Source organism: Kinneretia sp. DJ1R-11 (assembly GCF_025717595.1).
Taxonomy (GTDB): Bacteria; Pseudomonadota; Gammaproteobacteria; order Burkholderiales; family Burkholderiaceae_C; genus Paucibacter_A.
Map to the genome: position 1 here is coordinate 394,101 of NZ_JAJIRR010000002.1, position 12,219 is coordinate 406,319.

Genomic DNA, 12,219 nt, shown 5'->3' on the forward strand with positions numbered 1-12,219 from the left:
CCCTAGTCGAAAATTCAGCATGAGCAGCGACACCCCCACCCTGGACAAGACCGATGCCCGCATCCTGCGTGTGCTGCAGACCGACGGCCGCATCTCCAATCTGAAGCTGGCCGAGGCCGTGCACCTCTCCCCCACCGCCGTGCTCGAGCGCGTCAAGCGCCTGACCCGCGAGGGCTACATCCTGGGCTATGAAGCGCGGCTGAACCCCGAGAAACTGGGCGCGGCCATGCTGGTCTTCATCGAAATCCTGCTCGACCGCACGGTACAGGACGTGATGGACAACTTCAAGGCCGCCGTCCAGGCCCGACCCGAGATCCTGGAATGCCACCTGGTGGCGGGCGGTTTCGACTACCTGCTCAAGACCCGCGTATCGGACATGGGCGCCTACCGCGAGTTCATCGGCAGCGTCATCTGGACCCTGCCCGGTGTGCGCGAGACGCGGACCTATGCAGTGATGGAAGAGGTGAAGAACACGACGGCGTTGCCGTTCTGAACCTGCCCACCCGTTTGGGGGTGGGGGGAGTGAACACTCCCAAACAGGGCCAGCCATCCCCCCAGGGCCACCACCCGGTGTGATGGGAAGTGTGCAAACGGTCACCGAATATTGCTGCGAGACGCCCGTCCGGCATTGCAGACAAGCGGTCCGCATCGCCCGGCAACCAGCCCCGCAGCACCAGGAGACCCCCATGCACAGCCAAAGTCAGAGCCGCCCTGCCCCGAATCGCCAAAGCCCTATGCCGCCGGACGCGCCCGACTGTTCCGCCGGCCACGGCTGCGGCTGGTTCGACTCCAGCTACGAGCTCAGGCAGGGCCTGGTGGTGACCGAAGACACCGACACCTGCCTCCTGCAACTCTGGGCCCAGGCCCTGCAGATGAGCCGGGTCTGCCACTGATGCCAGCGCCGAACCGCAGGCACGGCAGTCACGTGGGTTCGCGCTGCAGTTCCAGGCGATCGAAAGGCTGGCTGCGGCCGGACAGCTGCAGCGCCCAGTGGATCACCCAATCGTGACTGCGCGACAAGGGTGCTGCCACAGGCAGCAAGAGCAGCACGGCAAGGGCAGCCAGCGGCAGGCTGCGCGGCAAGGGGCGGCGCAAAGGCGGCGCCAGCCACAAACTCAGCCCGCTGGCTGCGGCACCGAGCAAAAAGCCAGTCACAAGCTCAGAGACAGAGTGGGCACCAACTTTGAGGCGTGAATACGCGATCAAGGCGGCCAGCGAATAGGCCAGGGCGATGCCGGCGCGAGCGCGCCAGGCCCCGGGCCGAATCGACTCATGCGCCGGGCCATGGGCGGCCAGCGCCAGCCCGGTCAACAGAGGTAGAACGGCGGCCGCGAACATGGCGTGGCCGGAAAAACCGGTGAAATCAAAACGGGCCCAGCCCCAACCCCAGCCCATGAAGGCCAGCTTGCTGGCAGTCGTCACGGCGATGACGGCGGCCAAGAGCAGCAGGCTGCGCGCCACCCAGGCCCGCTGCGCAGCCCGCGCGCCCGCACTGCGCCAGGCCCAAAACAGGCCCAGCAAAGCCAGGGGGAGCAAAAACTGGGCCTCGCCCAGGCGAGTCAACCAGGGCCAGAAAGGCGGAAACGACACCATGCCGCCATGCTAGCCGGTGAATCAGTACAACTCGGGCACCACCATCTGTGGCGGCACCGGTTGCCGTTCATAGTCCTCATGTCGCTCACGCGAGGGCAGGATGACCGGGTCATGCGGCACCTCGTGATACGGCATTTGCGCCAGCAGATGGGCCATGCAGTTGAGGCGGGCCTTCTTCTTGTCGTCGGCCTGCACCACCCACCAAGGCGCCTCTTTGATGTGGGTGCGCTCCATCATCACTTCCTTGGCCTTGGTGTAGTCCTCCCAGCGGCGGCGCGACTCCAGGTCCATGGGGCTGAGCTTCCACTGCTTGAGCGGATCGTGGATGCGACCCAGGAAGCGGGTGTGCTGCTCCTCGTCGGAAATCGAGAACCAGTACTTGATGACCTGGATGCCGGCGCGCACCAGCATCTTTTCAAACTCGGGCACCGAGCGGAAGAACTCCTCGTACTCGTCGTCGCTGCAAAAGCCCATGACCCGCTCGACGCCGGCGCGGTTGTACCAGCTGCGATCGAAGAGCACGATCTCTCCACCGGCCGGCAGGTGCGAGATGTAACGCTGGAAGTACCACTGCGTGCGCTCGCGGTCGTTCGGTGCCGGCAGGGCCGCCACGCGGCAAACGCGCGGATTCAGGCGCTGGGTGATGCGCTTGATGACGCCGCCCTTGCCCGCCGCATCTCGGCCCTCAAAGATGATCACGGCTTTGTGCTTGGTCGCCACCACCCAGTCCTGCAGCTTGACCAGCTCGCCCTGCAGGCGGAACAGCTCCTGGAAATAAGCGCGGCGCTGCAAGCGCTGCTCGGCCGTGAAGCTGCTGCGGACCGCGTCTTCGTCGAAGCCTCGGTCGTCGATCTCCATCTCCAGCTCTTCGTCATAGCTGTCGATCAAATCGGCCTGCATGCGCTGCATCATGTCGGCAGGGTCGGCGGGCGGCTGGGTGGGCGTGCTCATGGCGTCGGCTTCAGGAAAGAAAAGGGGCGAGCGCTGCAGACTGCCAGCGCGGCGTGACAGGCGCGTGACCTCACCAGCTCCAGCGCTGGTTGCTGCCGCTGTTGCAGCGCCACAGCAGCACCGGTTGGTTGGGCTGGGCGCGGGCATCCTTGATGTCCAGGCACTTGCCATTCATACGGCTGCGGATCTGGCTGCCGCTGCGGGTCCAGCGCTGGTTGTCGCCACCATTGCATGGCCAGGCGATCACGCGCGCACCGTCATTGCTGTTGCCGTCTGCCACATCGAGGCACATGCCGTCCACGCGCAGCTCACCTCGGCCGCTCCAGCTGAAGCGCTGGTTGTTGCCGCCATGGCAGTTGTAGACGATGGCCGCCGTGCCTTGCTGCACCCGACCGGCCATGTCCAGACACAGGCCGTTTTTGCCCCGGATCTGGCTGCCGCCCCATTGCGGACGGTCCGGGCCCTGCCAGTCATCGTTGTTGTTGTTGTCCTTGTCCTTGCCGGACTTGGAGGCCAGCAAGGCAATCGCGGCCACCGCCGCCACGCCGGCCACCACGGCGCCGGTGCTGACGCCCGAGGACTCCTTGTTGCCATCCTCGCCGTTGGCGGCCGCGCCAAACATCTTGAAGCGGCCGGCGCAGCCGTCGTTGACCCAGAGCTCGCGCTTGCCCAGGTCAAAACCCCAGCTGCGGTTGAAGCGGCAGGCGCCGCTCAGTTGCTGGTCCAGCTCGACATCCAGGACCTGATCATCCAAGCGCAGGGTCTCATAACGGCCATGGGAGCGCAGCTCCACAGTCTTGAGCTCGACGCCGCGATTGGCGGGCTCGGCGGCCAGGGCCGGCGTGGCCGGCGCGAGCGTGAGCGCCAGCGCGCTCAGACTGCAGACAAGACGGTTAAAGGGGCGGGGCATGGCTTCTCCTTGGCTGGGCCGCGGCCGCCGTCGGCCGCCTGGCCCTCAAGCGTAACGCAGCACGGCTGCGTCATACCCAGGGCCCAACACCAGCCTTGCACCCAGCCTCAAGCCAGCTGCAAATGCCGCAGCGTGCGCCGCGGTCCGTCGGGCAAGGCGTGCGGGGTCAGCACGAAGTCCTCGGCTGGCATGGGTCGGCCGAAATGCCAGCCCTGGGCCCAGTCGCAGCCCTCGCGCTGCAGCCAGGCGGCTTGCTCGGCGGTTTCCACGCCCTCGGCCAGCACATCAAGGTTGAGGCTGCGCGCCAGCACGATGACGGTGCGGGCGATCGCCGCCACATGGGCGTCCTGGCCCAGCTCGGAGACGAAGCTGCGGTCGATCTTGAGCGTGCGCACCGGCATGCGGCGCAGATAGGACAGCGAGGAATAGCCGGTGCCGAAGTCGTCGATGGCCACGCGCACGCCGCGCGCGGTCAGCGCACCCAGCAGCTCGATGGCGGCCTCGGCGTCCTCCAGCAGCAGGCTTTCGGTCACCTCCAGTTCCAGGGCCTGGGGCGGGCAGCCAGTCTCGGCCAGGATGAAGTCCACGGTCTCGATGAAATCGGGCTGGCGCAGTTGGCGCGCCGACACATTGACGGCCACCTGCTGCGGCTTGCCCGGCTGGCCCTGCCAGCGCGCGGCCTGGGCGCAGGCAGTTTCCAGCACCCAGCGGCCGATCGGGATGATCAGGCCGGTGTCCTCGGCCAGGGGGATGAACTCGGCCGGCGAGATCGGCCCGCGGGTCGGGTGGCGCCAGCGCAGCAAGGCCTCGGCGCCGATCAGGGCACCGTCGGACAGGCGCACCTGGGGTTGGTATTCCAGGCGGAACTGCGCGGCCTCGTTGGCGTGGCGCAGGGCATGGGTCAGCTCGAAGCGCTGCTGCACCGCCTGGGTCAGCTCGGGCCGGTAGGCCTGCACGGTGTTGCGGGCATGGGCCTTGGCCCGGCACATGGCCGCCTCGGCATTGCGCAGCAGCTCGTCCACGCTGACGCCATCGGCCGGGAACAGGGCCAAGCCGATGCTGGCGCCGAGCGTGAAGCTCTTGTCGCCCATCAGGATGGGTTCGCGCATGGCGTCGATCAGGCGCTCGCCCAGGCGCATGGAGGTTTCTTCGTCCACCAGGCCGGACAGCACGACCACGAACTCGTCCGCGCCCACCCGGGCCACCGAATCGCTGGCGCGCACCACATTGATGAAGCGGGCGGCGGTCTCCTTGAGCACCGCGTCGCCGGCGGCATGGCCGGCGATGTCGTTGACGTCGCGGAAGCCGTCGAGGTCGATGTAGAGCACGGCCACGCAGGTGTGGTCGCGCTGGGCCAGGCCGACCTGGCGCTCGATGCGGTCGCGCAGCAGGGCCAGATTGGGCAGGCCGGTCAGGCGGTCATGGAGCTTCTGGTGCAGCAGCTCGGCTTCGGTCTGCTTGATGCGCGAGATGTCGGTCAGCACCGACAGGTAATGCGGCTCACCATGGGCTTCGGCCGGCGGCACCTTGACGATGGTGGCCCAGAGCGGCACCGTCTCGCCGTTCTTGTGGCGATCGGTCAGCTCGCCGCTCCATTTGCCGTGGGCGGCCACCTCGGCCCAGAGTCTCTCGAGGAAATCGGGGTCCTGCTCGCTCAAGCGCAAGTAGTGGGGCATGCTGCCTTCCAGCTCCTCGCAGCTGTAGCCGGTGATGGCGCACAGGGCCGGGTTGACGTCGCGGATGCGCAGATCGGCGTCCATCACCATGATGCCTTCGCCGCAATGCTCGAACACGGTCACCGCGCGGTGCAGCTGGCTCATGGCCTCGCGCAGCGCCGTCACATCACGCGCCACCCCGACCTGGCCCAAGCACAAGCCCTCGTCGAACACCGGCGCCTGCACCACGTCCAGGCAGGCCCGGCTGCCGTCCGCCTGAGTCAGCCAGCTCAGGGTGCGCTGCGGCCCGCGCTGCTCGGCAGCGGCGAGTTCCAAGGCCTGGCTCCAGGCCGGGCGATCGGCCAGCTGATCATCGCGGCGGCCGACCAGATCGGCCTCACGCAAGCCCGTGCATTGCTCGAAGGCCGGGTTGCAGCCCTCGTAGGCACCGCTCGCATCCTTGAAATAGACCGGGTCGGGAATGGCATTGAGCAAGGCGCTGAGCTTGGTGCGCTCGCGCCGCACCAGCAGCAGTTCGGCGCGCCGCTGGCGCAGGCGCAGGCGCTGGTACTGCACCAAGCCCAGCACCAGGCCCAGGCCGAGGGCACCAAGCAGGCCGAAGACGCTGAGCCAAAACATCGGGCTGCGCAGGTCGAGCGCGATCACGTCGCCGCCGCCCACGGGTGCCTGCGCCCAAGCCGCCGGTGCGCAGCCCAGCAGCAGGGACATCCCAGCCGGCAGCCGAAGCCGCCAGCGATTGAAAAATTCGCTCATTCCTGAAACCCGTCTCGTCGGTCAGGACTCGCTGGGCGCCACCGGGTTCATGGCCCGAGCGCTGCGTTTCGCCTGTTGTGTTTTGTCGATCCGACGCCACCCCGCACCACAGGTGACCCCTCGTTCTCGCCGTTTCGGTAGTGTCCGTGGCGGGCTTGAGGGTGGCTAGGGTTTACAGGGATGCAGCAAGCCGAGTTCCCTGCAGGATTGCACGCTTTGCGTCCAATTCGCCGGCCTCGAGGGCGCCGCCGATCACATGAACGCGGGCGCCTGCCGCACGCAGCGGTGCTTCCAGCTCGCGCAGCGGTTCCTGGCCGGCACACAAGATGATGCTGTCGCAGGCGATCAGCTCGCCGTCGACATGCTTCTCGCCGTAGCTGACCCACAAGCCCTCAGGCGTGATGGCCTCGTAGTTGACGCCGGACAGCATCTCCACCTGCTTCATCTTCAGCGCGGCGCGGTGGATCCAGCCCGTGGTCTTGCCCAGGCCGGCGCCCGGCTTGCCGGCACGGCGCTGCAGCAAGGTGATGGCGCGGGCCGGCGCGGCCGGCTCGGGCCGCACATAACCGGCGCGCAGCAGCTGCGGGTCGCCCACGCCCCATTCGCGCTGCCAGGCCGGCAGGTCCAGCGTCAGCGAGTGGCCGTCTTCGGCACCCGCTTCGGCCAGGTACTCGGCCACATCGAAGCCGATGCCGCCGGCGCCGACGATGGCCACCCGCGCGCCCACCGGCTTCTTGTGCCGCAGCACATCGATGTAAGTCAAGACCTGACCCCGCGCCTGGCCTTCCGCCTGCCCCTTGATGCGCGGGTCGCGCGGCGTCACGCCCGTGGCCAGCAGCACCTCGTCGAAGCCCAGCAGCGCGTCGGCGTCGACGCGGCGGTTCAGATGCAGCTGCACGCCGGTCAGCTCGATGCGGCGCGCGAAATAGCGCAGGGTCTCGCGGAACTCTTCCTTGCCCGGGATGCGGCTGGCCATGGTGAACTGGCCGCCGATCTGCGCCGCGGCGTCGAAGAGATGGACCTCATGCCCACGCTCGGCCAAGGTGGTGGCAGCCGCCATGCCCGAAGGCCCGGCGCCGACCACGGCCAGCTTCTTGCGCGGCGCCTTCAGCGTGGCAATCGGGATGATGGGCAGCTCCTGCTCGTGGCAGGCGCGCGGGTTGACCAGACAGGAGGCGATCTTCTGCTGGAAGGCATGGTCCAGACAGGCCTGGTTGCAGGCGATGCAGGTGTTGATCTCGTCGGCACGGCCCTCGCGCGCCTTCTTCACAAAGGCCGGGTCGGCCAGGAAGGGCCGGGCCATGCTGACCATATCGGCCGCGCCCTCGGCCAGCAGATTCTCGGCCACCTCGGGCATATTGATGCGGTTGCTGGTGATCACCGGTGTCGTGATGCCCTCGGCACGCAGGGCCGCGCGCAGCTGGGCGGTCACGCCGGCAAAGGCCGCGCGCGGCACCGAGGTGGCGATGGTGGGCACGCGCGCCTCATGCCAGCCGATGCCGGTGTTGATCAGCGTGGCGCCGGCCTTCACCACACCGCGCGCCAGCTGCAGCACCTCGTCCCAGCTGCTGCCGTCGGGGATCAGGTCCAGCATGGACAGGCGGTAGATGATGATGAAGTCCGGGCCCACGGCCTCGCGCATGCGGGTGAGGATCTCGAGCGCGAAGCGCATGCGATTGGCGAAGCTGCCGCCCCACTCGTCCTGGCGGTGGTTGGTGTGGGTGACCAGGAATTGGTTGATCAGATAGCCCTCGGAGCCCATGACCTCGACACCGTCGTAGCCGGCCTCGCGGGCCAGCTTGGCGCAGCGGATGAAGGCGCGGATCTGCCGTTCGATGCCGCGGGCCGAGAGCTCGCGCGGCGTGAAGGGCGTGATCGGCGATTGGATGCGCGAGGGCGCCACGCACAGCGGTGAGTAGCCATAGCGGCCGGTGTGCAGGATCTGCAACGCGATCTTGCCGCCTTCGGCATGCACGGCCTCCGTCACCACCCGGTGGCGGCGCGCCGCGCCGCTGGTGGCCAGGGTGCCGGCGAAGGGCTTGGTCCAGCCCTCGATATTCGGCGCATAGCCGCCGGTCACCATCAGCCCCACCTCGCCGCGCGCGCGCTCGGCGAAGTAGGCGGCCATGCGGTCGAAGTGCTTGCGGCCATCTTCCAGGCCGGTGTGCATGCTGCCCATCAGCACGCGGTTCTTCAGCGTGGTGAAGCCCAGGTCCAGCGGTTCAAGCAGGTGCGGGTAGTTCATGGCGGCTCGCTGAAGTTGGCATTCGGTGGCAGGACAAAAGGCTGCGGGCGATGCTAGCAGCGCACCCCTGCGGTGCGCGCCAGCGGGCGGGGCTTTGGAGAGCTGCCCCCAAATGTAAAGAACCGGCCCAGCAACACAAGTTCACCGGCGCGACACCTCGCCACACGGCCGAGCAACACGCGAGCCGCCCAATCGCGCCGGTACGCCCTGCCCCGCCCCCTGTTCCATTTTTTCCGGAGTTTTTTCGATGCGATTCAAGCAAATTTGGGGCTCAGCAAGCCTGAGCTGCCTGGCCCTGTGCGCCGCCACCCTCCTGAGCGCCTGCGGCGGCGGAGGAGGCAGCAGCAGCAGCACCCAAGTCCGCCTGCTCAATGCCAGCGTCGGCTACAGCTCTCTGGACCTGAGCGTCAACAGTGCCGCCACCAACACCGGCGTGGCCTACGGCAGCGTGGGCAGCTATGCCAGTGTCGACACCAGCGCCACCAGCACGCAGATCTTGACCAGCGGCGTCGGCGCCACCGTGGCCAACCTCACGCCGACACTCGCGGCCGACAGCCACTACACCATCATTGCCTACGGCTGGGGCGGCGCCGTGCGCAACAGCCTGCTGCAGGAGGTTGAGGCCGCTGCTGACGCCAACAAGACCAAGCTGCTGGTGCTGAACCTGGCGCCCGACGCCGGCGCTCTGGACGTTTACATCACCACCGCCAACAACAGCGACAGCCTGGAGACCGCCACCCCCGTGGCCAGCGCCATCGCCGGCGGCACCGGCAGCGGCTACAACAGCCTCAACGCCGGCACCTTCCGCATCACCCTGACCGGCACCGGCAGGCCCAGCGACATCCGCCTCGACCTGCCCAGCGTCACGCTGGAATCCACCGGCGTCGCCACCCTGATCGCCACCGCCACCTCGGGCGGCCGCCTGGTCAATGGCATGGTGCTCAAGCAGCAAAGCACCGTCAGCAATCTACCCACCGCCAAAGCCCGGGTGCGCGTGGCCGCCACGCTGTCCTCGGCCAATGCGGCGTCCGTCAATGCCAGCATCGGCGGTCTGAGCGTGCTACCCTCCACCCTGGCGCCGCAGATCGGCGCTTACACCACGGTGGACGCCGGCGCCCCGGTGCTGGACCTGCGCGTCAACGGCATCGCGCTGAACACCAGCAACCCCACGCTCAAGGCCGGTGGCGACTACACCCTGCTGGTCTGGGGCACGGCCGCCAGCCCGCAGCTCAGCGTGCTCAGCGATGACAACCGCCTGCCCACCGCCAGCGGCACCGCCAAGATCCGCCTGATCAACGGCCTCTCGGGTGCCGCCACCGGCCTGGGCATGGCCATGGACTACAGCAGCATCGCCAGCAACGTCACGCCCGGCAGCAGCTCCAGCGCCGCCGTGGTCAACGCCAGCGCCACCGCCTCCCTGCTGACCGTCAACTCACCCGCCTCCAGCACCGCCATCTACAGCAATGCCAGCCTGATCGTGCCGACCAGCGCGGTGTTCAGCCTGTTCATGATGGGCGACCCGACGGCGCCGATCGGCCAATTGGTGCGCGACGACCGCTAAAGCGCAAAGCAAGGCGCAGGGCTGGCAAGATGCCGGCCATGCCCTCGCCTTCGCAGACCTCTTCTTCGCCCTCCGCCCCTCACCGCCTCAGCCTCTGGGCCGGCCTGGCCGTCATCCTGGCCTGGGGCCTGAACTTCCCGCTGCAGAAGACCCTGCTCACGGCCATGGGCCCAGAAGGTTTTCTGTTCCTGCGCTTTGCCCTGATGCCTGTGTTGGTGACCGGCCTGCTGCTGCAACAGCATGGCCTGCGCTGGCCGCGGGTCTCGCGTGCCGACGCCTGGGCGCTGCTGCGCTTGGGCTTTCTGGGCCAGGGACTGCACCTGGCCTTGTCCAGCTACGGCATCCATTTCTCCACGCCGTTTTCCAGCTCGGTGCTGTTGGCCTGCGGGCCGGTGTTCACCCTGCTGATCCTGCGCGCCTGGGGCCTGGAGCGCCTGCGCCGGCCGCAGCTGCTGGGCATGGCCGTGGCCGCCGCGGGCGCCCTGCTTTTCATGTCCGACAAGCTGCTGGCCGCCAACTGGCGCGCCGGCGGCGGCGACCTGGTGCTGCTGACGGCCGCGGCCCTGTTCAGCTACTACACCGTGGCCGCCAAGCCCCTGATCGAGCGCCACGGTGCCGTGCTGGTGATGTGTTATGCCTCCCTGGCCGCCACCGTGCCGGTGCTGGCCTACGCCACGCCGGCGGCCTTGCGTGTGGACTGGGCCGCGCTCAGCCCTTGGATCTGGCTGGGCGCGCTCTGGGCCATCGTCGTCATCGGCTTCCTAACCTGGCTGGCCTGGGGTTGGGTCAACGCGCAGCGCGGCGTGGCCCGGACCGCCCCCTTGATCTACCTGATGCCGCCGATTGCCGGCCTGGCGGCCTGGGTGAGCACCGGCGAAACCTTTGGTGCCGTCAAGCTCGGCGGTGCCGCCTTGGCCCTGGGCGGCGTGGCCCTGGCCCAATTCGCCGGCCAGGCCAGGCCCGCAACAGTCGAAACCAGCACCGCTCCATGAGCCCGGCCTCAGCATGAACATCGCCTACAAGATGGAGGCGCTGAGCGCCGACCGGTTCCCGGAGTTCCTGGCTTACCTGAACGCACACCTGACCGAAAACGGCGGGCCCGAGACTGGCTATTTCCAGCCCCAACCGCGCGGCATGGCCGAGTTCCCGCCGGAGCGGGCCGCGGCCTTCGAGCGCGGCCTGGGGCTGAGCGTCGGCGAACCGGGCTGGCGCCGCGCCTGGTTGGCGCGCAGCCAAGTGGACCGCGCCATCCTGGGCCATATCGATCTGCGCGCCCAAGCCATGCCCTTTGCTGAGCATCGCGCCCTGCTGGGCATGGGCGTGCACGCGAGCGCGCGCCGCCAAGGCCTGGGCCAGGCCCTGATCGCGCATGCCCGCGACTGGTCCAGCCAGCAAACCGGCCTGCACTGGATCGACCTGCAGGTGCTGAGCAGCAACCGCGCGGCGCTGCGGCTGTACTTGAACTGCGGCTTTGTCGTCTGCGGCGAGCGAGAGGATCTGTTCCGCCTGGAGGGCCAGAGCCTGGGGGAGACCAGCATGAGCTTGCGGCTGCGCGCCGCACCTCCCCGCTGAGGCGGGGCCGGGCGGCTATGCTCGTGCTGCGACCGACATCAGCCACAGGATCGAGCGGCCATGTTCACCTTCGACGCCCGTCAACGCAGCGGCTGGAACCCAGGCGGGTTTCGCCCTCAGAGTCTCAGCCAGCGGCTGTCGCTGCTCCTGCTCGGCTTCAGCGCGGCCCTAAGCCCTGCAGTCAGAGCAGCGCCAGCGGCCGCGGATTGCCCGGAGCGCCTCCGCGTCGACTTTCTCGACACGGCGGCCGAGCCGCATTTGCTGGGCGATATCCGTGAACGGCCCGAGCCCGCCGGCATGCTGGTGGACTCGCTGCGGCATGCCATCAAAACCAGTGGCTGCGCTCCCCAGCTGACGCTGGGCCGGGTGCCCAATATCCGGGCCGCCATGCGCTTGAAAAGCGGCGAGGCCGATCTGTTTGGAGGCATCACGCGCAGCAACCCTTTCAGCGCTGACTTCGCGCTGCCGCCCTTGCGGCCCGGCGCGCCCGCCATGGAACAGGCGGCCGGAGAGGTCAGCTTTTCGCTCTACACGAAGCCGCCCTCCAAGGTGCTCTGGCGCGAGGGCAAGTTAAGCCTCCCCGCCGGACAGGTGGTGGGTGTTTCCAAGGGCACGGGGATGGAGCAAATCGCCTTGCGCCAAGGGTGGCCGGTCGACCTGGCGCCCAACAACGAAAGCCTGATTCGCAAGCAAAGCATCGGCCGCACCGCGGCGATTCTGCTGCCTGACCTGCTGGCGCAAAAGTTGGTGGCAGACCTTGGCCTGCACCGACTCGATCCACCGGTCTGGCGCGAACCGTTCTACGTCGCGGCCTCACTTGATTTTCAATCACGCCACCCGGTGTTCCTGAACTGGATTTGGACCGCGCTGTGCCATCGCCAGGCCGAACAACTGGGGCGGGCGCCGGCCTGCTCGGAATTCCGGCCTTGATCCCACGCGTGCAAGGCGCAAGCGCTCA

Annotated in this window: 11 protein-coding genes; 6 read left to right on the plus strand and 5 right to left on the minus strand. The window is 68.1% G+C overall.

What is annotated here, in order from left to right; translation table 11 throughout:
* Positions 1 to 19: 19 nt before the first annotated feature.
* Together LNV23_RS05770 and LNV23_RS05775 are read left to right on the plus strand one after the other, a co-directional pair.
* The gene (locus LNV23_RS05770) at positions 20 to 493 is read left to right on the plus strand and encodes an Lrp/AsnC ligand binding domain-containing protein (protein WP_263515810.1); all 474 of its coding nucleotides are present in this window, start codon (positions 20 to 22) and stop codon (positions 491 to 493) included.
* A gap of 193 nt (positions 494 to 686) precedes the next feature.
* Positions 687 to 893, plus strand: coding sequence for a hypothetical protein (locus LNV23_RS05775; protein WP_263562100.1), 207 nt, complete (start codon positions 687 to 689; stop codon positions 891 to 893).
* A 28-nt stretch (positions 894 to 921) separates the two neighbouring features.
* Here the strand turns inward: LNV23_RS05775 and LNV23_RS05780 are convergent, their stop codons facing one another.
* From LNV23_RS05780 to LNV23_RS05800, 5 genes are all read right to left on the minus strand, one after another.
* Entirely contained in the window at positions 922 to 1,593 is a 672-nt protein-coding gene (locus tag LNV23_RS05780) for a phosphatase PAP2 family protein (RefSeq protein WP_263562101.1), read from the minus strand.
* 21 nt (positions 1,594 to 1,614) lie between these two features.
* Positions 1,615 to 2,505, minus strand: a complete 891-nt coding sequence (gene ppk2 / locus LNV23_RS05785) for a polyphosphate kinase 2 (protein ID WP_411910547.1) — start codon at positions 2,503 to 2,505, stop codon at positions 1,615 to 1,617.
* A 109-nt stretch (positions 2,506 to 2,614) separates the two neighbouring features.
* The gene (locus LNV23_RS05790) at positions 2,615 to 3,454 is read right to left on the minus strand and encodes a lectin (protein ID WP_263562103.1); all 840 of its coding nucleotides are present in this window, start codon (positions 3,452 to 3,454) and stop codon (positions 2,615 to 2,617) included.
* A 107-nt stretch (positions 3,455 to 3,561) separates the two neighbouring features.
* Positions 3,562 to 5,838 (minus strand): putative bifunctional diguanylate cyclase/phosphodiesterase, encoded by a 2,277-nt coding sequence (locus LNV23_RS05795; protein WP_263562104.1) that lies wholly within the window; start codon positions 5,836 to 5,838, stop codon positions 3,562 to 3,564.
* Positions 5,839 to 6,055: 217 nt separating this feature from the next.
* The gene (locus LNV23_RS05800; RefSeq protein WP_263562105.1) at positions 6,056 to 8,128 is read right to left on the minus strand and encodes an NADPH-dependent 2,4-dienoyl-CoA reductase; all 2,073 of its coding nucleotides are present in this window, start codon (positions 8,126 to 8,128) and stop codon (positions 6,056 to 6,058) included.
* Positions 8,129 to 8,375: 247 nt separating this feature from the next.
* Here LNV23_RS05800 and LNV23_RS05805 point away from each other — a divergent pair, with 247 nt between their 5' ends.
* From LNV23_RS05805 to LNV23_RS05820, 4 genes are read left to right on the plus strand one after another with little or no spacing between them, the layout of a single operon-like run.
* Positions 8,376 to 9,689, plus strand: a complete 1,314-nt coding sequence (locus LNV23_RS05805) for a DUF4397 domain-containing protein (RefSeq protein WP_263562106.1) — start codon at positions 8,376 to 8,378, stop codon at positions 9,687 to 9,689.
* Positions 9,690 to 9,727: 38 nt separating this feature from the next.
* Positions 9,728 to 10,681 carry a DMT family transporter gene (locus LNV23_RS05810; protein WP_263562107.1) on the plus strand — a complete coding sequence of 318 codons (954 nt, stop codon included), beginning with the start codon at positions 9,728 to 9,730 and terminating at the stop codon, positions 10,679 to 10,681.
* A gap of 13 nt (positions 10,682 to 10,694) precedes the next feature.
* Positions 10,695 to 11,261, plus strand: coding sequence for a GNAT family N-acetyltransferase (locus LNV23_RS05815; RefSeq protein WP_263562108.1), 567 nt, complete (start codon positions 10,695 to 10,697; stop codon positions 11,259 to 11,261).
* Between the two features lie 60 nt (positions 11,262 to 11,321).
* Positions 11,322 to 12,191, plus strand: coding sequence for a type 2 periplasmic-binding domain-containing protein (locus tag LNV23_RS05820; protein WP_263562109.1), 870 nt, complete (start codon positions 11,322 to 11,324; stop codon positions 12,189 to 12,191).
* Positions 12,192 to 12,219 lie beyond the last annotated feature (28 nt).

What these genes read in the sequence shown, in the direction of transcription:
- LNV23_RS05770 (WP_263515810.1), top strand. Translation starts at nt 20, where the DNA reads ATGAGCAGCGACACCCCCACCCTGGACAAGACCGATGCCCGCATCCTG.
- LNV23_RS05775 (WP_263562100.1), top strand. Translation starts at nt 687, where the DNA reads ATGCACAGCCAAAGTCAGAGCCGCCCTGCCCCGAATCGCCAAAGCCCT.
- LNV23_RS05780 (WP_263562101.1), bottom strand. Translation starts at nt 1,593, where the DNA reads ATGGTGTCGTTTCCGCCTTTCTGGCCCTGGTTGACTCGCCTGGGCGAG.
- ppk2 (WP_411910547.1), bottom strand. Translation starts at nt 2,505, where the DNA reads ATGATGCAGCGCATGCAGGCCGATTTGATCGACAGCTATGACGAAGAG.
- LNV23_RS05790 (WP_263562103.1), bottom strand. Translation starts at nt 3,454, where the DNA reads ATGCCCCGCCCCTTTAACCGTCTTGTCTGCAGTCTGAGCGCGCTGGCG.
- LNV23_RS05795 (WP_263562104.1), bottom strand. Translation starts at nt 5,838, where the DNA reads ATGTCCCTGCTGCTGGGCTGCGCACCGGCGGCTTGGGCGCAGGCACCC.
- LNV23_RS05800 (WP_263562105.1), bottom strand. Translation starts at nt 8,128, where the DNA reads ATGAACTACCCGCACCTGCTTGAACCGCTGGACCTGGGCTTCACCACG.
- LNV23_RS05805 (WP_263562106.1), top strand. Translation starts at nt 8,376, where the DNA reads ATGCGATTCAAGCAAATTTGGGGCTCAGCAAGCCTGAGCTGCCTGGCC.
- LNV23_RS05810 (WP_263562107.1), top strand. Translation starts at nt 9,728, where the DNA reads ATGCCCTCGCCTTCGCAGACCTCTTCTTCGCCCTCCGCCCCTCACCGC.
- LNV23_RS05815 (WP_263562108.1), top strand. Translation starts at nt 10,695, where the DNA reads ATGAACATCGCCTACAAGATGGAGGCGCTGAGCGCCGACCGGTTCCCG.
- LNV23_RS05820 (WP_263562109.1), top strand. Translation starts at nt 11,322, where the DNA reads ATGTTCACCTTCGACGCCCGTCAACGCAGCGGCTGGAACCCAGGCGGG.